The organism is Advenella kashmirensis W13003 (assembly GCF_000506985.1).
In the GTDB taxonomy this organism is placed as follows: Bacteria; Pseudomonadota; Gammaproteobacteria; order Burkholderiales; family Burkholderiaceae_B; genus Advenella; species Advenella kashmirensis_A.
Map to the genome: position 1 here is coordinate 894,316 of NZ_KI650979.1, position 20,578 is coordinate 914,893.

The window sequence follows — 20,578 nt, forward strand, 5'->3', positions numbered from 1 at the left end:
ACAGCGCGGCCACGATCCGATAGCCAAAGGACGGGGCCTCTTAAATCATGGCCTTGATCGGTTCTGTGAACTCCGAATTGATCTTTGGCGCTGCTTTGACCGGCTTGTAAGACACAGTACGTCTGGGGATGCCAACCATTTGCACAGTTTGGCGATCGAAACATTAAACCCGCCTTCTTTCAATGCCTGTCTAATCGATTCGATCATTTGTCTTCCTCGTGCAACAGGGACTGCAACTTTTTTCTGGCCCGCAGCTCCAGCATCGCTTCGCCATAGGCTTCCTGTAGCCCATCTATCTGACGCTCGTATTGTTCTTTGACGTCCAGCGGTTTGGCACGCAATGCGTTCTCCATCCCGCGCTTGGCATCGTCCACCCAGTTTTCGATCTCCCAGGAGATAAGTAATAGGCACGATTAGCCTCAGCGACCGTTGTTTTACCCTGCAGAATGTCCAATACCAAAGCGCTTATGCGCTTAGCTGCCCAACGTTTAATTTCCTCTTCCATGAATATACTCATACAGGAGCAGGTGTTTACTAGGTCATTACATCAGGAGATTTTCGCGAGGATCGTTACAGTTATGGTGCAACAAAATAGCAATTGAATTAAAGCCAATGATAGAATGTCTTCGACAAAAAATATTATGCAAATATAACAAAGAGGCCAGAATGTATAAAGAGAATGCGGATGCTGCAGGTATTTCTCTCATTTCTTCATGGAATACAAAAATTAGTGTGCGATCATTTTCGGGCATCGTATATCTAGATAGTGCAATTGTAATAGGGCAAGCAGGGTTCGACTGCTATTCAACCTCAAATGAAATAATAAAAGACTCGTTATGGGATGGGCGATTTTCTTATTTCGAACAAAAAGAGAGGAATGCGTGTGCTTTCACCGACTATATGGGCCAGGACATAATATTCTTCTATCGTTCTGAAGAACACTGGGCGGCATCGAATTCTTTCCTATTTTTGGCTGAATTTTTAGCTGCGAAAGGGGTGAAACTCACAGTACGTGCTCCCTCACTCGTTGCGCCACTATATCCAAACAGTTTTACTCAACAACTGATCTCTGATAGAACTGGAATAGCCGAAATTCGCATGCTACCGGCGCATCAAAAAATCGAGGTTGTAAACGGAAACTTTCGCGTCATCAACAGAATTAATCCCATTCCGTCTAAAATTGGTAAAAGTGAATACAGAGATGTCCTCATTCAATACGCTGAAAAATGGGTCGCTCGTACTCACGCTCTTTTAGCTGAATTTCCCAATACTACAAAAGTCGATATTACGGGAGGGCGAGATTCCCGTCTCATACTCGCTTTAATTTGTGCCGGGCACGATGACCTTTCCAATATCAACTTCAGTTCAAATAAGGCACAAGCCGAGGACTTTAAAGTTGCGCAATCTTTAAGTACACGCCTCGGCTTCGAAATTCGAAACCCGAAAATTCCCATCGCTCGTGCTAGCAACGAGGCAATGCTTGATTTATGGAAATATGGGAATCTCGGGATATATTATCCGGTTTATTTCGCCGGGTCGACACAACCCGCGAGTACGTTGCACTTCCATGGCGCTGGCGGCGGATGTTTACGCGAGGTCTACGGAGACAACCTGGTCAACGCAGTGATGCAGAAAGTCCCGGCAAGTGACATGGTCCGAAGCAGATTGAGAAATGAGTTGCGGACAGCGCTCAAATTATGGGGACTCGATGACCTTCAAGATCCTATGGCATGGACGGTCCACTATCGCAACAGTCGCTCCCGTTTACATTTCGGTCGAAATTGGTTTCGCAATCTATTCAGCACCTTAATTACCCCGATTGCATCATGGGACTTAGTACGTGCAGTAAGCGCTTACGATAAAGAAGAGTTGGCGCGGGCTCAAATTTACTGTGACCTGATGTTACTCTGCAAACCGGAATTGGCCTATGCGCCCTTTGATACACCGGAAAAATCGTTTTCCAGCGAAGCAATTGCCGCATCCCCTTTTGTCGAAAATCGCCCTTCTCTAAAACGACTAATTGGAACTATCAGTATCTATAGAGGGCAGCCTGAAGCCATACCAAAATCGCAAGATATTTCGCTATCCGATCACAAACAATTATTAGGACGCGAGCTGCGTTTCAATAAGTCATTCGCAAAATCGCTTAATATCATCGCGCCACGTTATTTCGTCGATGCCGAAAATGCGCTCTCATCGACACAATCTTTAACAAAGTCCGGGACAAAGGCAGCACATATTATCGCTGTAGGAGAGATCGTGAAGTTGTGCAGCTAATTGCGATATTAGATGGTGTGATTCAATATCCACATCACACCATCATAGTCATTGGTCTGAAACTTAATGCGATTTCGCCGGTTAGAGCACTCCTTTTATAATTTCCATCTCTTTTAGAACTGTCTGCTGTAATCCACTTTGACGCGCGACACGCTGACTGGCGTTTTTTGACAGCTTTTGGAAAAGTTCAGGAGAACGATATAGCGTTTCCACAGCATTCGCTATACCAATATAATCTTCGCCATCGACGAGCATCCCACATTCACTATCAACAAATTCCGGGATAGCGGTAACATTCGTCGTGATTGGCACCAGCCCTGAGGACATTGCTTCATCACGTGATACACCCTGGGAGTCCATCCGAGTGGGTGTAAGGAAGACCCCATAATCCTGATGCAATGACGAAATTTCGTAATGGGAAAGAAACCGCCTGTGGATATTCACATTTTTGAATGATCGCAAAGGTGCAGTAACTTCATCGAATAGCTCCCCATCACCATATAGACCGAATTCGAGTTTTTCAAAAAACTCACGTTTCGACAGTTCCAAAATTGCCTTTACCGTCAAATCGTTAGCATATTTTCGACTGGCGTATGGTCGAATAGAAAGCAATTTTGTTCTTTGGTCAGGATTCTTCTCTCTGTATCGGAACATATTGCCATCAATATAATTGTGGACGATGTCATACTTAACCTTAGTCAAATCTATACTAAAATCTTCAGATACTTCGTCGGCAAAGTATTGAGATACAAAGACCAATTCCAGATTTGGATGCGGCTGAAGCAAAATCGAACGCCAGAATTTAAGACGCCTGTCACTTAATTTCTTTTGACGATTGACTTCGTCCTTGGTCATACGCTCAAATTCAAATTGACGCCGCTGCCAGACCTGGATTTCAGCCCCATGCACCCAAACCGTTACTCGTACACGATCAATGTGCTTGCTCAAAACCGACCACATTTTCTCATCAAGCAAGTGAACCAGTACGTTCTTGTATTGTCCTGTTGATAACGTTGCGTCCAGGAGATCAGCATCTCCCGAAACGACGTCAACCCCCTCAAACTCTCGATATGCGTTAGCTTTCTCATTGGTGATTCTAAAGACAGAAACGTTCAAACCGTTTTCTTCGTATGCTCTTACACGAGTATGCAAAAATCCATACTTGTACAAATCGTTATAGTCGGGATATTGCTTCGTGAGTACCAAATACGGAGAAGCACTTACAATTGCGGCCGGTTTTTGTCCATGGGTACCTAAAACCAACCGGTTGATTCGCGCATCACCTGCTCCCTGTACTCGTAGGCCAAAACGAATCTTTCGGCAATGTTCAGGTATTGCCAGAGCGTTAAAATCCCCCGCTATATTCATGGCGTGGGCAATTTTCTTACCATCTTTATCTTGAAATTCGAATACCGTCTTCAATTGACATGTAGTGTGACACTCCAGCTTGAACTGGCTATTCAAAACCATATTGATGTCTGCACGGTCATATATCTGACGAGAGTAAAGATAAACATATTTATCCGCTGGCAATCTGGACTTAATATAGAATATCTCGCGCTTTATCCCCCATTCGATCAAAGGGTTATTTGAAGCGGGTATACGCTGAGCAATGGCTTTTGCAGATAGTTGTGGTAAAGAATCGTCGTGACTATCAGAATCGACACTTTTAACTTCTGCGGCAATTATTGATAAATCAGCTTCAAACGACAAGCCAGTGTTGACTACTTTGAGATCATTCACAATCGTGGTGATACTTTCTCTCGCTTCCTCGGATACATGTCGACAATAGTTAAATTCGTCCAGAGCGAGCATATTACTCATTTTGAATACGTAACTATCAATTTCACAAGCTGCAAGAACAAGTGTCTCTTTAGCAAGATCGGTCATCTTAATTAAAGAGCTGCGTGCGTCCAGAGCGGATGCTTCCTTGTATTGAGTCTTATCATATTTGAGTTCGATTCTTTCATCGTCAAAATCGTAGTATGAAGTTTTTCCTAAAACAACAGCCGATGTATATCTCCGAGCGAGCACCAAATCGCAAATGTAGTTTGGGCCATAATAATCGCTATTCGAAAAGAACGCGATATAACCGTCTTGTTCCTGCTCCTCAACGTATTGCCCCAATGCTTCGAAATCACGAAGAAGAATAGGATCGAGATCGGACGAGTCGACTTCAATTTTTGTGACAACTAAGCATTTAGTGTTCTTATAGGATTGATGCCGGATGTTTTCCACGAAATAGTCAAATTCGCTCTTGGTTTTGATGAACGAAATAACATAAACAACGGGGTTCTCATCTTCCGGAGGACGCTGCAAAACTTTACCAGCGATATACTGAAGTCGAGCGTGATAAGTATGTTCGCTCATTACTTTGCGCAAGCCAGCTAAACGCAGCTTGCGGTATTTCAACTCGTCGTTACATATTTCACGCAAGCGGCTATCCAGTTCCGAAACACTATCAGAAGACACTACCAGTTCGCCAAAGAGCACACGAACTCCTCGCGAAAAATTTGATACTACAATGGTGTTAGATGCAAGAAGCTCAAATACCCGCCTCGCAAACATAGTTTGCGACTGTTTAATGGTATTCATGTTAATACCATACCGATAGCCTTTGTAGGCTTTGTCTATCTCACTAAATGGCAGTGTTCCTACAATATATTGATGATACTTTTCCGGAAAAACGTAATGGGGATGAGGGTTGTCAAAATTCCGATCATGGATCTCCAAAGGCCGCAACTTAACAATAGTATCGACAAGAGAAGCGAAGTCACGCTGTCGCTCAGGATATCGCAGATAGTAAGACCCTGCGAAATTGAATGCATCCTTACGCTCATATTTCTCAACCGGATTATGAGTCAATGGTTGCGCAGCGAACGGCAACAAATATACGCGACTATGGCCCACGGCCTGTTTATACTTTGGCAAGCAATCCAGGTCAGTGGTAAAAATTGCGTCAACCCGACTGGCGACCGGGATAAAAGTCGAAAAATGTACAGGATCTTCTTTGTTCCAGAACAAACTAGGGATTTTGCTCTGACGACACCATTCGATTATCTCTAATAAAACGGGATCGGCATTGCTAATCTTGGTTTTCCATAAGCCATCTAGCCCGTTCCATGCTGATTCGATAAATAAAAGATCGGGCCTGAACTCAGAGAGTTGCGCTCTCCAAGTTTCTGGATGAAGCTGCAATACGTCTGCTTCCGGGGCATATGAATGATAGGTGAACTCATCCATAATCGCCGCCACTCGCAACTTCGAGCTATTACTGTTATCTATCTGAGTGTTCGCTTCAGCAAAGGAAATTTCAGTTTTTTTTTCCAGCTTTACCTGCTGTGGATTTTGGCTAATGATTGTTTTTCGACTTTGTTTAATCTTTTTTCGGTCACGAGCTTCTTTCCTGATTTGAAGTAAGGCACCAGGCAGTCTAAAAAAATTAGATACGGATTTAGTTGATTGAACCAGTGCATAACCTATTTGGTACGAAATCGTCTTATAACCAGCGTCTCGTTCAACTACGATCCGTTCCTCTAGCGACTCGATCGTTTTGCGATATCGTTCCTCTCTCGCCGCAAGACCAACAAAGTTTACTTTTATTCGCTCATTGGTAGTTTTAAGCTCATTCAATTCTTTCCGGAGCCGATCGACATCACGAACCGCATCTGACAGCTGCTCATTTAATTCATTCGATTGCTGTTGCGCACTATCGTGCATGGAGCGCCAATGACGGACGTCCTGTTCATATTTCGATTCACTCTGAACAAAATCAAAATGCAACTTTCTATATGCTGCTTCACCCTTTTTCCGTTCCTCGAGAGCTACCTCGAGGGCACGCTCGAGATTATCTTTTGTCTGTCGGTATGTGGCTTCTAAGCCATCCAGCGCTTCTTTATATTCACCTTGCCGAAGTTGGCTTGCATACAACAGAGATTCTGTTTCTCTATTCTTCTCTAAAGATACTTCGGACTCCCGTTGTAAATCATACAGTTTCTTTTGCGCTATATTAAGCTGGTCTTGCAAAGTGTCTCTGGCACGTTTGAAAGCATCGCGTTGCTTGGTATGGTGTTGCAAAAGTCGATTCAACTCCTCAAACTGAGCAAGAGAAACGTCCGACTTTTTCAGTGCATCCTGTAATTTTCTTTCAGAACTGTCTGACTGTTCCCGCAAACGGTTTGCGAGTAATTTATACTCATCGCTTTGTATGTGTGTTGCGGCCAGTTCTTCTTCGACAGACCTCAGCTTGTTCTGACTCTGCTCTGCATCATCGTGTAGTTGACCGATTCGATTCTGCAGCGATGTTATTCGCTTCGCTTGTTCGGATATCTCCTCTTTTTGCCTCTGAAGCTCTGCCTCTCGCTCTGTCAACAGAGTTTCTGTTTTTTCCATATTCTTTGTAAGAATATCAATCTGCTGACCTGTCTGAGCAAGAGTAGCTTCAATCTTATCGTTTACGGTATTTAAGGTCGCATCTTTCTTTTGCACACTATCATGCAATTGGTCATAGTATTGCTGATTACTTTTCAGCAATGCCTCAAGGAGCGATATGACTTGCTTCTGCTCGGAAATAATGGCATTCAACGATTCTTCTTTTTCATTCCAAATTGACTCGTTGACTTGGAATGACAGCCGCGCACGATCCAGTTCGTGTTCGAGCTTAACAATGTATAACTCGTGATTTTCTTTATCGTCATCGGAAATATCTGCCAATCCCGTCATTTTTTTTCCTGTTTGAAAACTTCACCGCAAGTAGATCGTCAAGTGCGGTGGGAGAAGAATGCCTGCACTAACGCTCGCATGGTTATTTCTGCCTTTATGCAAAAGATCAAATGCGCACCACTCTACAGCGATGCGCAACTTAAACTATCTTCAACTGCAAAGAATGAACCACTCGTTCTCTAATTTTTTACCAAATTCCCTTTGCATCAAACAAACGCTGGCTAGATTTCAAATCAGGTTTGAGTTCTTTGAACTGCTTGTGATCTACTAATATAACCACCACATCTGCAGAATCTAAGGTTTCTTCAAGCTGCCCCAATTTGAGCTTCACATCAGATAAAGAGCCCGGAAGCTTTTCAATATTCGGTTCCACCGCAATCACTTGATCTGGATATTGCTGAGCCAGGTTTCGGGTAATTTCCAATGCCGGGCTTTCGCGCAGGTCATCAATATCTGGTTTGAAAGCGAGTCCCAAACATGCGATTTTCAACTCAGACTGTTTTCGACCCGCAGAAACCAGCTCCTGAATCAGCCCATTCACTTTTTCTTGAACCCATTCAGGCTTATGATCGTTGATCTCCCGCGCAGTGCGGACAATTTTTGCTTGTTCCGGTGTTTTGTTCACAATAAACCAAGGATCTACTGCTATACAGTGCCCGCCCACGCCGCATCCCGGTTGCAGGATATTGACACGCGGATGGTGGTTTGCAAGTTTAATCAGTTCCCAAACATTAATTCCAAGTTTATCGCAGATCAATGAGAGCTCATTGGCAAAAGCAATATTCACATCGCGAAATGAATTTTCGGTCAGCTTGCTCATTTCCGCCGTGCGAGCGTCCGTAATGAGTAACTCACCTTCGACGAAAATTCGATAGACGTCAATTGCTTTTTGCGAACATTCTTTCGTTAGGCCTCCAATAATCCGATCATTCTGAACCAATTCGCGTACGACATGCCCAGGCAATACGCGTTCGGGACAATATGCTACGTGAACATCCATCTCTTCATCGGCTGCAGATTGCGGAAACTTCAGATCAGGTCGAGCCTTCGACAATACCTCGACCATTTTTTCGGTTGTACCCACCGGGGAGGTAGACTCAAGAATGACAACATCGCCCTTTTTCAAGACTGGGGCAATTGATTCGGAAGCGGCGAGCACATATGACAAGTCTGGCTCATGATCACCCTTGAAAGGAGTCGGCACCGCAATCAGAAAAGCGTCAGCCGGCTCCGGTTTATTCGTGGCCTTTAGATACCCCCCGGACACAGCAGCCTGGACTATCATATCCAGTTCCGGCTCGACGATGTGGATCTTTCCTTGATTGATAGTATCAATCGCGTGCTGATTGACGTCCACCCCGATTACTTTAACGCGTCTTGAAGCAAACATTGCAGCAGCAGGAAGGCCAATGTATCCCAGCCCAATTACGGAAATAGTCGTTTCTTGATTTGATGTTGTCATCTGTTTACCTATAACTATATTTTTTCATTGCATTTTAAATACGCTATGCGAACTGTTTGCGAATCGCCTCGACGATTCGTACACAAGCTTTTCCGTCGCCATATGGATTGTGTGCGAAGCTCATGCTGTTATAAGCTTCTTGATCCGTTAACAATTTGACGACTTCCTCTTCGATTTTGGATGCGTCGGTGCCGACAAGCCTCACCGTCCCCGCTGCTACGGCCTCGGGCCTTTCTGTGGTATCTCGCATAACCAGTACCGGCTTGCCCAGCGATGGCGCCTCCTCTTGAATACCACCGGAATCAGTCAGGATCACTGACGACCGGGTCATCAAATAGACAAATGGCAAATAATCAAGTGGTTCGATGAGGTATACATTTGGCAAAGAATCAAGAATTCTGCCGACCGGCTCTCGTACATTGGGATTCAAATGGACCGGGTAAACAAAATCAGCGTCGGGGAAACGTTCTGCCAAGGCTTTGATGGCACTGCATATGCGCACAAATCCATCACCGAAATTCTCTCTTCTATGTCCTGTGATAAGAACCAGTTTAGCGCCATCGCGTAAAAATGGAAATCGTGCACTGATCGACTCGGCCAGATCAGTATCTGTTTCGAGCTTTTCTTTTACCCATAACAATGCATCGATTACGGTATTTCCCGTCACCGTAATACTATCATCTACGATATTCTCAGCTAATAAATTTGATTTTGCCTGGTCAGTGGGAGCAAAGTGCAATTTCGCGAGTGCTCCCGTAAGCTTTCGATTGGCCTCTTCTGGCCATGGAGAATAAATATTACCTGTACGTAGTCCAGCTTCGACATGACCAACTGGGATCCGATGATAATAAGCCGCGAGGGTAGTTGCAAAAGTCGTAGATGTGTCTCCATGCACCAAAATGAGGTCCGGCTTATCTTTGGCAAGGACAGCTTCGATTCGATTTAGAATTTCGGTGGTGATTCCAGCAAGTGTCTGACCTGGCTTCATAATGTTGAGGTCGTGTTGCGGTGTAATTTCGAACAAATCCATCACCTGATCCAGCATCTGGCGATGTTGTGCTGTTACACACACAGCGCTTTCGATATCGTTCTGTTGCTCAAGAACTTTAACCAAAGGCGCCATTTTAATTGCTTCCGGCCGTGTGCCGAAAACGGTTAATACTTTCATTTAGACCTCTTCACCTGGAATTTCCCGCTTAATAAAAAACACATAATCTATATTAGTACATGGATATGTAATATTAATGACTTCAACCTTCGTTCTGATACATGCGTATCCCTTCTTCGACATCCTCAAACGGAACGACTTGACCATTTCTTAGCAGAAGCACATAATCGCACATGGATCGAACCTGCCCCATACTATGGGTAACCATGATTATTTTCGAAGTGCTGATTCGATCTTTAAATGCTTTTTGCGCTTTTGCACGGAAATGCGCATCCCCAGTGGACATTGCTTCATCGATCAAATAATAGTCGAAGTCAAAGGCAAGACTTAAACCAAAAGCCACTCGTGAGCGCATACCCGAGGAATATGTACTGATAGGCTGATCAAAATATTGTCCTATTTCTGCAAAATCCTCCACATATCGGAGAATTTCCCTCATACGGCTGCCTTCTGCGCCGTAAACGCGAGCGACGAATTTAACATTATCACGTCCGGTCAGCGAGCCTTGAAACCCCCCCGAAAGCCCCACCGGCCAGGAAATGGAACCACTTGTGATGATTTTCCCCTTGTCAGGCACATCCAAACCTGCAATGAGGCGCATCATTGTCGACTTACCTGCTCCATTGCGCCCAATGAAAGCGATATTTTTTCCCGGTGGCACAGAGAAAGACAAGTCGCGAAAAATAGTAACTTTCCCTTTTGTCGTAATATACGATTTTGAAATGTTACGTGCTTCAATCATATCGCCACCAGTTTTGTCCTTCGGATTCGGTACAAACCGAACGCTAGTAACGAAGTCATCACTGCCACCTTAATAGGGTATTCGAGGTTCACCCCATAATGGACCGGATAATGTGGGAACATCGCCAGCCGCAATTCATCGACAATATGCAAATATGGATTCCATAGCAACCAGTTCATGACCTCATTTGGCATAATCCATATTGGGTAAAGCACACCTGACAACAAATAGACCGGTAAAAATATAATTCTGATAACTGTTTTTAATTCCGGTACAACGTCAACCACCATACACAGAATAAGTCCTAAAGAAAAGGAAAAGAATAGTCCTATGAATAAAACGGCCAACCATTTAATAGGATCGACCATGGTAATTTCATAATCGAAGAAAAAACCAAGTATAAATAGGAAAATACAAAAAACGACCGCGGAAATAATTGTTTCTATGATCGCCCGGGCAATCATTGGATCCAACGGCTTAATTTGTTTATAAGCAAACAATGCGCGGTTTGCGTCTACTGCCGACATTGACTGCAAAGCCATGTTACGCATGAGGAAAAACGGGATCATGCCTGAGACGAGAAACGGTGGAAATTCAATTCCATTTCTCACGGTGACATTGCGAAAAGAAAAGATCATCATGATAAATGCGATCTGCACGGCGGGCTCAAAAAACACCCAGAATACGCCAAACCGCTTTCTTCCGAACCGACTACGCATTTCGCGCAATATCAGTGCAAATATCACCGCTTTCGTTATAGCAAATGACGAACGTTTTTCTAAAGTCATGGTTTCATCAGCCTACAGGTTCGAAACCGTCCGGCCTAAGACCAACGTTTGTACGATTGGGGAAATAATTTTCTGCCATTCGTACACCGGCGCATTAGTTACGTAAACTGCATCTTCCGGAAAAACCTGAAATGCACGAGCCAAAAAGATCGATTCAGGTTTACGCATATCCAATCGGAAAACTTCGGCAGCGGGTTCTCCGTCTTTGGGCTCCTGATTGATGCGAAATACAAAAACACCCTGAGGATCGGCCTTCCCTTCATCAAGGCCACCAACGGAACCCAATACTTCCAATAAGCTCGGGTTCCGAGAAGGAAGATCTTTTAAACCTGGATCCTTCACGGACCCCATCGCTACGAAACGTTGACGCGCACGTTCCAGAATAAGTTCTGATCGAGGAGAAACCTGTCGGTTCTTGCCGCTCAGAACATCGTCATAGTTAATAGAATATGATTGCTTTCCATTGCGCACAACAACATTGATCAAGTGCGGTTCGAGCACTGGCCCACCCGCCATATTCACGGCGTCCAAAATGGTGAGTGGACCTTGCAAACTGGAAAACCGTCCGGGCGTCTTGACAGCACCAGCTACCAAGACAGAACCAGATAAATCACCGACCATTTCACTGTGAACCTGAGGATCCGTCGCGACAGCGCCTTTTAACTTTTTCTTGATGGCGTTATCCACTTGGGTTAGAGTGAAGCCTCTGACGTTAACGGTTCCTGCATAGGGAAGCGAAATTGTGCCATCAGCGGAAACACGGACATTTTCGAACGAGGTTCCTCCTGAGGACAAAGGTGCGAACACGCCGCCTTCAGCAGAATCGGATATCATTACCTTAATTACGTCACCAGGCACCAACTGAATAGCGGTTGTTCCCGTTTTGGAAACTTTCGCAGACGGTGGTGGGGGCGCTTGTCTAGAATATTCACCGACCGACGCAGGTGTCAAATCGATCAATTTATATGGTAGATTTGGGTCCTTTCCTGATGACTCTGACGTGATAGAACTGCTATACGGTCCAGAGCCAGACAAAAAAGAACCACATCCGGCTAATACCGAAGATATCAATACCACCCCGAAGGCATTCAGAAACCTCTTACCGCCCGAGCGCGATACGTTGAATGATTGCACTTGCATATTGTTATTTCGCCAAAAAAAACGTGCTTGAAAACTGGTAGCCATATAACACTCAATCCATATGGTCTTCAATCGTAGCAATTACAAACCGTACGATCCCAAGCAGCGCAAGCAAGCCGATCAGAATGGTCAGCAAGTTATAGGGCCTGTCCGGGTAAATAGCACTATCGGGAAGATTAGGACTAACCACCACGGCCAAACTACGAAATTTCTTATTTATTTCAATCCGAGTATTTTGCAAGGACGCGAGACTGACTTTATAAGCCTCCTCGGCGATGCCCGCTTGAATAGTCAGATCACGGAACTTAGAGGCAACCGTGTTCAATTTACTGCTGCCTTCCTGTGCGATCAATCGCTGTGTTTCCGCTATAAGTTGCTTTTCGATTGCTTGAATTTTTCTCCGCTGCTGTTGCACCTGTGGCGCGCTTGAAGTAAGCGACGACGTGAGAGCATTTAGCTTTGCCTTTTCCGTTGCCAATTCGCCTTCCATAGTAGCAATCATTGTTGAACGCGAAGTGACCGTTGCTTCAGCATCCAACAAGTTGTTCTGGGCCTGGAAGTGCAGCAATTCGTCTCGCTTGACTTCGTAAGCTGCTCGCGCAGTTGCCAACTCGCGCTCCACAAAAGATAATTGGTCACGTGTCAGCTTGTGCGACAATTCGTTTACGAAATGTTCACTTTCTTTGAGAATTAAATCCAACGCTTTTCTGGAAAAATCCGGATCTAGTGCCTCGACCTGAACTTCCAAAAGTCCAGTCTCGTCATCGAAATGAGCCTTGACAACCTTCTGGTAAAAAGCGAGCTTATCCGCCTGAGAGGCTCCACTATTCAACCAATAAAATGGATCTTTATATTGAGCAGAGTAATGCTCCGTCCACCCCAATTCCCGTTCAAGCAGAGCAAGCATGTCATTCGACAGAATATACTGACGCAGAAACAGAGTCTCCTCGCGCGAAGTTGGGTTGGTGGCACCAAGCAATAGCGCCAGCCCAGGCGCATTGCTAATGGCTGGATTTGCGTTATCTGTCTGTCTAACAGCAACCTCCGCCACACTTACATAGCGATTAGTCGCGAACATGGTGTAATAAACAATCGCCAAAATCAAGGGCAACACTACGATGCCGATGAACAGGAACCAATTTCTTCCGGATGAATTTGCCATCAGAGGTCGTTAACAAGTCTTAATCGTGTGTGGATTGTAAAATGAAATGCCGCAACGAAGCCAATTCCGACGCCATCCGATGTTTATTAAATGAAACACTGTCTTTTTTTTGCTTCTAACTGATTGATTTTTCGGAAATTTTCTTTATCTTAGGAAATATATTCTCATTTATGTTACAAATAGAAACATTAAAAAGTGTCGTTTCTAGCCAAATTACAACCGAGATAGTATTATCCGGGGAAAGGGATCTGACATTTCACTTTAATAACGGCGCATAAATAATCGTGATAATTGAGGGAATCGAAGCGTTCTCGGGAAAGAACATTCTATTATTGCAAGGGCCGGTGGGTCCTTTTTTTCGTCGTTTCGCAAAAGACCTTAAAAACAAGGGAGCCACGGTTCATACCGTGAATTTTAATGGCGGGGACTGGCTGTTCAATCGTAAAAACTCCATCAGTTTTCGTAAACACCCTCGCGAATGGCGCAGTTTTTTCGAAAATCTGCTGAATGATCTGGATATAGACGTTGTGTTTTTATTCGGCGACTGCAGGCCGATTCACGTTGTCGCACATCAAATTGCGTCCCGTTATGGCGTAAAAATCGGCGTATTTGAAGAGGGATATGTTCGTCCGAACTTCATCACTCTGGAAAAAAACGGCGTCAACGACCATTCAAGCGCGGCTCGGGAAGCTCAGTTTTACTATAGTCAGAAGAAGATTCCGACCCGGCGTGAGCGACAGGTAGGCTATGCCTTCCCATACATGATGCTTTGGGCTTTTTTATATTTCACCTGTAGTCTTCTGCTTAAACCTTTCTTCTGGCATTACAGACATCACCGCCGCCTGCACATCATAGAAGGCTATATCTGGCTGCGCAGTTTTACCCGTAAAGCCTACTATAAAATTGCAGAACGAGGAATGGAAAAGGAATTGACGACGACGTTGTCCAAGAAGTATTTCCTGCTTCCCCTGCAAGTATATAACGATGCGCAAATCCATACCCACTCCGATTTTGCGACAGTTGAGACCTTCATCCGCTTCGTAGTAACGTCGTTCTCCAAGCACGCCCCCATCGGTACGCACTTGGTGATCAAGCATCATCCCATGGATCGAGGTTACAACGATTATTCAAACTGGTTGCAGCAACTGGAGTTTCTGTACGACCTGTCTGGCCGGGTGCACTATATTCATGATCAGCATTTGCCCACGCTGCTGGACCACGCCATTGGAACAGTGGTGGTAAACAGCACGGTGGGACTGTCCGCCCTCCTGCATAACTCCCCACTTAAAGTTTGTGGGCGGGCGATGTATGATTTTAAAGGTCTGACTTACCAAGGTACGCTGGATGAATTCTGGAGAGAGGCAGAGGACCAAAAAGTTGACGAAAAACTGTTCAACTCGTTCAGAAATTATCTGATTGCCACCACTCAAATTAATGGCAATTTCTACAAACGCATTCCCAGACAAAAGTCGGCTACGGGCCTGAATTGGCGAGCACTGCAAACACGCGATCCGGCTTCACGCCCAAACAAACTATACTCCGACAGTCAAATCCACGGCTAACTCCCTCCTATGTCTACCGAACCCCTTGCCCCAAGTCTGATCCGCAAAATCGGTTTGGACAAACAGGCGGTTATTTACGGTCTGCAGCTGGCCTTCAGTGCGTGGCTGGCCTTCGCCATCGCCTCTTTCCTGCACATTCCCAACCCCTTTTGGGCGGCCATGCCGGTTTTTGTGGTCGCGCAGGCCACGCGCGGACTGGCATTTGAACGCGGGTTATACCGGATTATCGGCACGGCGCTCGGCGCTGCCGCCGGCTTCGGCATGATTCAATTTGTACAGGACGCCCCCTATGCGACCATTGCGATGCTTGCGGTGTGGGTTGCAGTGTTCGGGGCATTGACGCATCTGATTTATGGCGTGAAGTCCTATGCCGCGTTGATGGCGGGCATTACGGCTGTCGTGGTCGTGATTCCGTGCATGTTCGTTCCCCAGCATTATCAGGAACTGGCCCTGGCGCGCGTCGCCTGTACCTTCATCGGGGTGATTACAATCACCTTGTCTTCTGCTCTGCTCACCCCTCATGCCGACCGCAGCCGCTTTTATCTGTCAGTATGCGAAGTGGCGGCAAGTGCCTGCTATCTTCTGGGAACAACGCTCAAAGGCGTCACCAAGGAAGGAGCCCGGCAGGAGGCGGAGATTCTGCAAAAGATCAGCCAGCTTGAGACCGCAGGCATTGCCATTATGGCGGGCTCTCCTGCGGCCGTAAAACAAAAGCGCGTGATTAATGCGCTGATCGTTTCCACCATTGGCCTGATTGCGACATCGCGTCGCCTACATACACGCAACCGGCCAGGCCAGCCGCTCGCCCCCGACCTTGGTAACCGTTTGCTGACGTTATCGACGCTGAACAAAGATAATGCGAGAGAGATACTGGATAAACAGCAAATGGCAGAGTCCGTTGCGCTGGCCGAATCGGTTGACCCGACGCTTGCCCAGCATCTGCAGCGTATGCTCAAGGGCACCCGCTGGTTGCTGGCAAACGACGCTGAGGCTGCCCGTTTTGCATTCAGCAGGGATACGCCCGTGCTTGCGCCCTCAACGAATTGGGGGCTGGCGCGTCAGACCGGCTTGCTATGCGGACTGATTACCTTGTTTTCAGCGTCGCTGGCCTATGCAGGCGGCTCTTTTATTGGAGAAATGACCGCACTGGCGACCGCCATGTTTTCGCTGGTGCTGGGTTCCATGCTCAAGCCGCAAATCATTGCGCCACACCTGCTCAAGGGAATTCTGGTGGGCTCGGTGATTGCCGCGGGCTACCGGCTGGCCATTTTTCCGCATATTCACACCACCTGGCTGGTGGTGTTGTCGATCATGCCGTTCCTGCTGGTGGGCGGGCTGGCGCGGGCCAGCATGATGTTCCGCTTCCCCGCTCTGGATGCATGCATGGCGTTTTTGCTTGGCAGCCAGGCCATGCTGCCGGCTCGCGCTGTGACGACGATGGATGTGCTGGCTGAATCCGGTTCTATGATGGTGGCTGCCTGCCTTGTGGCGGGGGGATTTATTCTTTTGCCCCGGCATAGCGACCGCCATGTGAACGAAGCAACCGGCACGATCAACCACGATCTGTTCCGGTTGATCAATAACAGCCGTGATCTGCCTGCGGAGCGCTGGATGGAGCGGTCGGTGCGGCAAACCCTGAGGCTGACGTCGCATCTGGCGCAAACCACGCAGCGTCACAGTCTGGCGCCGGCGCATATTGTGTCTGCCTTGAATTTTGGGCACAGCGTGGCCGAATTGCAGCGGCTGGAACCGTCCTGGACGCCCGAGACCAGTGAGGTGCTGAAGGATCTGAAAAACCAGTTGAATACATTCACCGACGAGCCGGATTCCTTGGCCGCCACGCTGATGCAATACGCCAGGCAGGTGCAGCAGCCCGACGTTTCAGGCGCGTTGTGGTCGGCCTCGGAAGCGCTGGTGTCCGGACGGGACTTTTTCGCATACCGCCCGGGCTTGCGTGGCCCGGGCGAGCAATCCGTCTGACGAATTAAAACGAGCCGAACATCGTACCCAGGGTGATAACAACCGCAACCGACAGCAGCGGCGCCACGATGGTCACCGCGGCGATATTCAGATAAGACTGTCTGTGAGTCAGGCCGCAAATGGCCAGCAGCGTAATAATCGCTCCGCAATGCGGCAGGGTGTCAAAACCGCCGGCCGACATGACTGCGACGCGATGCAGCAGTTCGGGGCTGATCCCGGCTTCCTGGGCCATGCGCAGGTAATCTGCGCCCAGCGTCTGCAGCGCAATGCTCAACCCGCCTGAAGACGACCCGGTAATACCCGCCAGCGTGGTCATGGCAATACTTTCTGAAATGAGCGGATTGTTGGGTGCCACACCCAACACGTATTCCTTGATGATGGCAAACCCCGCCAGGCTGGCAATCACGGCGCCATAGCCTACTTCAGATGCGGTATTGAAAATCGGCAGCATGGAGCCGTAGGCGCCTTTGTTGACGGTGCTTTGCAAGTCTTGCCAGTGACGCAGCCGGGTGATAACCAGCCAAAGGCAGGCAATGATGAGTGAAATAATAATCGCCCACAGTCCCAGCGCCCCTTTCACATTCAGGTCGGGGAATTTTTCCTTCAGGAAATCGAAATCCATGCCGTTGAAAATGCCATAAGTGAACAGGGCATTGATGCCGATCACCAGGATGAGCGGAATGATGCTGCTCACAAATGAAATATTGTGGCCATCGCTGATGACTTCTTCTGCCACCCCATCATTATGATCGCCATAGCCTTCGCCCGCCTCCTTCGCCTTGCGGGCGCGGCCAAGCAGCCACCACATGCCGAAGCCGAACATGATCAGGGCTCCAATAATGCCTAGGCCTGGCGCAGCAAAGGCGTTGGTGCCGTAATACGGAATGGGAATGGCGTTCTGAATGGCCGGCGTGCCGGGCAGCGCGGTCATGGTGAAGGTAAAGGAACCCAGGGCAATCGCGGCGGGCACGAGGCGCTTGGGAATGTCGGCCATGTAGAACATGACTTTTGAAATGGGGTAGATGGCGAAGGCCACCACGAACAGCGATACCCCACCGTAGGTGAGGATACCGCAGGCCAGCACGACGGTCAGGATGGCATGGCGCGGGCCCAGAACCCGCATGATCCAGTTGGCGATAGACGCCGCCGCACCGGAATCGGCCATGAGCTGGCCGAACAAGGCGCCCAGCAGGAAGACCGGGAAGAACTGCAGCAGGTATTTGCCCAGCGCCGGCATGAAGGTTTCGGTATAGATAGGCAGCAACTGGCCGGCATCGCCAGAGAGCAGGACGGCCAGCGCGGCCATGAGCGGCGCCAGGATCAGAACGGAATATCCCCGATATGCCAGGTACATCAGCAGCAGCAGGGATATCACGATGGATAACATACTGAACAAAATAATCCCCTTGATTTATGGATGAAGCAGCGTGTTTTGAGAAATGGAATAACCCCCGGAACCTGGTTTTTGCTGTGAGAGGTGGCTGTTAGATAGTTGATTATTCCATTAGTTTGGACGACTGCTGCCATTATAGGGATTGAATATGGCAATAAGACTCAAGGGTAAACCTTATTGGTGTTATCCCTGATATTGATTTTCAAGTGGTAATAGCATCAGTCATGCCTTCCGGTTAAGCATGCCAATGACAACCGGCCGGGCGGCTTCCGCCGACCCGGCTATTCTGAAATGCAGAATAGATCGTGCATCATAAACAGGTCGCCAAGCGGCTTTACGACCTGTTAATAGATCATTTTACTCACTCCTTCACACACTGAAAGGAAGCCGCGCTGTTCACATCTCCGCTTCCTGCATATTTCGGCCAGCCCGGGTATTCGCACAGCGGCCGCGTTCTGCCAGGGACGCCCGCGGTGTCTGCGACGACTTGCGGTCCGGGCGGGGTGCCTTTTTCAACCCAGTTTTCCAGGGTTGTCAGTGAATCCCAGCTGGCATTGAACACTGTGCTGGCGGCATGGCCGTAGCCCGGGATTTCGTAATAGCGCAGGAAGGCATCGGTTTGCTGCGGGCCCATGGTGGCGCGCACGCGTCTCACAAAGTCTTCGGTCGCGCGGGTGGGCACCAGGCCATCGGCTACCCCGTGCGCAATGAGCAGTTTGCCTCCATGATTGGCAAAGGCAGACAAGTCTGTCTGATTGATGTCCTGCAGGCGTGTCAGTTCGTTAATGCGGTTGCGCCATTTGCCCGGGCGGGTCGGATCCAGTGAAAGGCTGTTATAGGATGGATCCTGCGTGACGAAGTACTTGACCCACTGGTCCCAGAAGCCGGCGTGGTACGGCACGCTTTTGCTGCCCGCCGGATTGGGCGGCATGGGCGTGGCCGGCGCAATCGATCCCAGATTCAGGTAGTTAATGGTGGCCTGCAGTTTGCTGTCGCCGGCGGGGCGGCCAAGGTCAACGCCCCAGGTATTGAAGCCCGCATGGCGCACTTCACCGCTGCCCACAGGCGGGCGGAAGACGATATCGGAGGCAAAGACTTTCATGGCACGAATTTGCGCATCCGACAGGCATTGGTTGCCGGTGTCGCGCCCACCCTCGCAGCGCAGGGGCCGGCCATCTACTGTGGCCGTGGCCGGATCGAAGATCCGGTTGCACTGACGCTGGTTGCTGATCAGGCCATCTTTCACTCCATCAAGTGCGTCGCAAGCCTGTATGCCGGCTTTGTAGAGTTCGGCACGTTTTTCCAGGTTGGGATAGGCGCCAGGCGTTGCCAGGGCGCGGGTAATGCGGCCGAACTGCAAGTCCAGGGACGCGGCGGCAAATGCCGGGTACAGGGCAATGGCCCCATCGAAGTCCTGGGGCCATTTCTGCACAACGGCCAGCGCTTCGCGTCCGCCCGTGGAGCCGCCTGCAAAGTATTTGCGGGTAGCCGGTTTGCCGTAATGGCTGGCGATCAGCTGCTGCGCGGTGTCATGCGTTTTCTTCAGCGCTTCATAGGAAAAGTTTTTGAGTGCTTCAGTGTTCAGTGCGAATTTGCCGGGGTTGTTCGGGTCGTCGGCCAATTGGTGGCCCGAATCGCTGCCATAGGTGGCGTAGCCCAGGCCGATGGGATCGGGCTTGTCCGCGGGACCGGCTGGCAGCAGATCGGTTGTTTTGGCAAGAATGCCGTTGTAGCCGCCGCCCCCGATCATAAGGGATTTGCCATTCCATTCGGCAGGCAGGTTCAGCTGGAACTTGATCGCCGGGGCATGCGTGTCTACCGGTGCGATATCACCCAGGACCTTGCAATAGCCTTGATGTGTTTTGGGTGTCTTGGTGGCGGTTGGTACATATTCGGTGCTGGTTATTGTCGCCCCGCGTGTGGGCAAGCCGATAGCCGAAGCGGGAACGCTGGCGCCATTCAGGTCGTGACAGGTTTGCGCTGCCTGGTTATGAGATGTACCGGCACACCCGGCCAGAAGCAATCCGGCGCAGACGGCACCCAGCGTGGCTGCAAATCGTGGTGATATGACAGGCATGGCTCCTCCCTTATTGCATTTGTCTTATTGAATCTGTCGTTAATCGTTTTGCCAGATACTAAATGCTTTTGAGGATTAAGGGAAGGCCCGGGTCTGCTAATTGCA

The 20,578-nt window shown here is 48.3% G+C and carries 12 protein-coding genes and 1 pseudogene; 3 read left to right on the forward strand and 10 right to left on the reverse strand.

Annotated elements, in window-relative coordinates; genetic code table 11:
- Window positions 1-203: 203 nt before the first annotated feature.
- Window positions 204-517 (reverse strand): annotated as a pseudogene (locus W822_RS28260) (DUF1153 domain-containing protein).
- A 149-nt stretch (window positions 518-666) separates the two neighbouring features.
- Here W822_RS28260 and W822_RS28265 point away from each other — a divergent pair.
- Complete coding sequence (locus tag W822_RS28265) at window positions 667-2,277, forward strand: hypothetical protein (RefSeq protein WP_155848082.1); 1,611 nt, start codon at window positions 667-669, stop codon at window positions 2,275-2,277.
- Window positions 2,278-2,358: 81 nt separating this feature from the next.
- Here W822_RS28265 and W822_RS0123230 read toward each other — a convergent pair whose 3' ends face one another.
- The 7 genes from W822_RS0123230 to W822_RS28295 all read right to left on the reverse strand — a co-directional run bounded on the left by W822_RS0123230 (window position 2,359) and on the right by W822_RS28295 (window position 13,461).
- Window positions 2,359-6,999: a glycosyltransferase family protein gene (locus W822_RS0123230; protein WP_024003913.1), complete on the reverse strand. Its 4,641-nt coding sequence runs from the start codon at window positions 6,997-6,999 to the stop codon at window positions 2,359-2,361.
- 187 nt (window positions 7,000-7,186) lie between these two features.
- Window positions 7,187-8,461, reverse strand: coding sequence for a UDP-N-acetyl-D-mannosamine dehydrogenase (gene wecC / locus W822_RS28270; RefSeq protein WP_024003914.1), 1,275 nt, complete (start codon window positions 8,459-8,461; stop codon window positions 7,187-7,189).
- A gap of 43 nt (window positions 8,462-8,504) precedes the next feature.
- Window positions 8,505-9,629 carry a non-hydrolyzing UDP-N-acetylglucosamine 2-epimerase gene (wecB, locus tag W822_RS28275; protein WP_024003915.1) on the reverse strand — a complete coding sequence of 375 codons (1,125 nt, stop codon included), beginning with the start codon at window positions 9,627-9,629 and terminating at the stop codon, window positions 8,505-8,507.
- 82 nt (window positions 9,630-9,711) lie between these two features.
- Window positions 9,712-10,371, reverse strand: a complete 660-nt coding sequence (locus W822_RS28280; protein ID WP_024003916.1) for an ABC transporter ATP-binding protein — start codon at window positions 10,369-10,371, stop codon at window positions 9,712-9,714.
- Entirely contained in the window at window positions 10,368-11,159 is a 792-nt protein-coding gene (locus W822_RS28285; RefSeq protein WP_024003917.1) for an ABC transporter permease, read from the reverse strand. Before W822_RS28285 ends, W822_RS28280 begins: the two co-directional genes overlap by 4 nt.
- 12 nt (window positions 11,160-11,171) lie before the next feature.
- Window positions 11,172-12,344 (reverse strand): polysaccharide biosynthesis/export family protein, encoded by a 1,173-nt coding sequence (locus tag W822_RS28290; protein WP_253272227.1) that lies wholly within the window; start codon window positions 12,342-12,344, stop codon window positions 11,172-11,174.
- 7 nt (window positions 12,345-12,351) lie between these two features.
- Window positions 12,352-13,461 carry a KpsE/RkpR family capsule polysaccharide export protein gene (locus W822_RS28295; protein ID WP_024003919.1) on the reverse strand — a complete coding sequence of 370 codons (1,110 nt, stop codon included), beginning with the start codon at window positions 13,459-13,461 and terminating at the stop codon, window positions 12,352-12,354.
- A 284-nt stretch (window positions 13,462-13,745) separates the two neighbouring features.
- On the opposite strand from W822_RS28295, the gene W822_RS28300 reads away from it, so the two are divergent.
- Window positions 13,746-15,023, forward strand: a complete 1,278-nt coding sequence (locus tag W822_RS28300; protein WP_081724284.1) for a capsule biosynthesis protein — start codon at window positions 13,746-13,748, stop codon at window positions 15,021-15,023.
- A 9-nt stretch (window positions 15,024-15,032) separates the two neighbouring features.
- The gene (locus tag W822_RS28305) at window positions 15,033-17,003 is read left to right on the forward strand and encodes an FUSC family protein (RefSeq protein WP_024003921.1); all 1,971 of its coding nucleotides are present in this window, start codon (window positions 15,033-15,035) and stop codon (window positions 17,001-17,003) included.
- 4 nt (window positions 17,004-17,007) lie between these two features.
- On the opposite strand, the gene W822_RS28310 is transcribed toward W822_RS28305, so the two are convergent.
- On the reverse strand, window positions 17,008-18,390 hold the full coding sequence (locus W822_RS28310; protein ID WP_031242157.1) for a GntP family permease: 1,383 nt from the start codon (window positions 18,388-18,390) through the stop codon (window positions 17,008-17,010).
- A 367-nt stretch (window positions 18,391-18,757) separates the two neighbouring features.
- On the reverse strand, window positions 18,758-20,473 hold the full coding sequence (locus W822_RS28315; RefSeq protein WP_051401603.1) for a tannase/feruloyl esterase family alpha/beta hydrolase: 1,716 nt from the start codon (window positions 20,471-20,473) through the stop codon (window positions 18,758-18,760).
- Window positions 20,474-20,578: the final 105 nt, after the last annotated feature.

What these genes read in the sequence shown, in the direction of transcription:
- W822_RS28280 (WP_024003916.1), bottom strand. Translation starts at nt 10,371, where the DNA reads ATGATTGAAGCACGTAACATTTCAAAATCGTATATTACGACAAAAGGG.
- W822_RS28265 (WP_155848082.1), top strand. Translation starts at nt 667, where the DNA reads ATGTATAAAGAGAATGCGGATGCTGCAGGTATTTCTCTCATTTCTTCA.
- W822_RS28305 (WP_024003921.1), top strand. Translation starts at nt 15,033, where the DNA reads ATGTCTACCGAACCCCTTGCCCCAAGTCTGATCCGCAAAATCGGTTTG.
- wecC (WP_024003914.1), bottom strand. Translation starts at nt 8,461, where the DNA reads ATGACAACATCAAATCAAGAAACGACTATTTCCGTAATTGGGCTGGGA.
- W822_RS28290 (WP_253272227.1), bottom strand. Translation starts at nt 12,344, where the DNA reads ATGGCTACCAGTTTTCAAGCACGTTTTTTTTGGCGAAATAACAATATG.
- wecB (WP_024003915.1), bottom strand. Translation starts at nt 9,629, where the DNA reads ATGAAAGTATTAACCGTTTTCGGCACACGGCCGGAAGCAATTAAAATG.
- W822_RS28295 (WP_024003919.1), bottom strand. Translation starts at nt 13,461, where the DNA reads ATGGCAAATTCATCCGGAAGAAATTGGTTCCTGTTCATCGGCATCGTA.
- W822_RS0123230 (WP_024003913.1), bottom strand. Translation starts at nt 6,999, where the DNA reads ATGACGGGATTGGCAGATATTTCCGATGACGATAAAGAAAATCACGAG.
- W822_RS28315 (WP_051401603.1), bottom strand. Translation starts at nt 20,473, where the DNA reads ATGCCTGTCATATCACCACGATTTGCAGCCACGCTGGGTGCCGTCTGC.
- W822_RS28310 (WP_031242157.1), bottom strand. Translation starts at nt 18,390, where the DNA reads ATGTTATCCATCGTGATATCCCTGCTGCTGCTGATGTACCTGGCATAT.
- W822_RS28285 (WP_024003917.1), bottom strand. Translation starts at nt 11,159, where the DNA reads ATGACTTTAGAAAAACGTTCGTCATTTGCTATAACGAAAGCGGTGATA.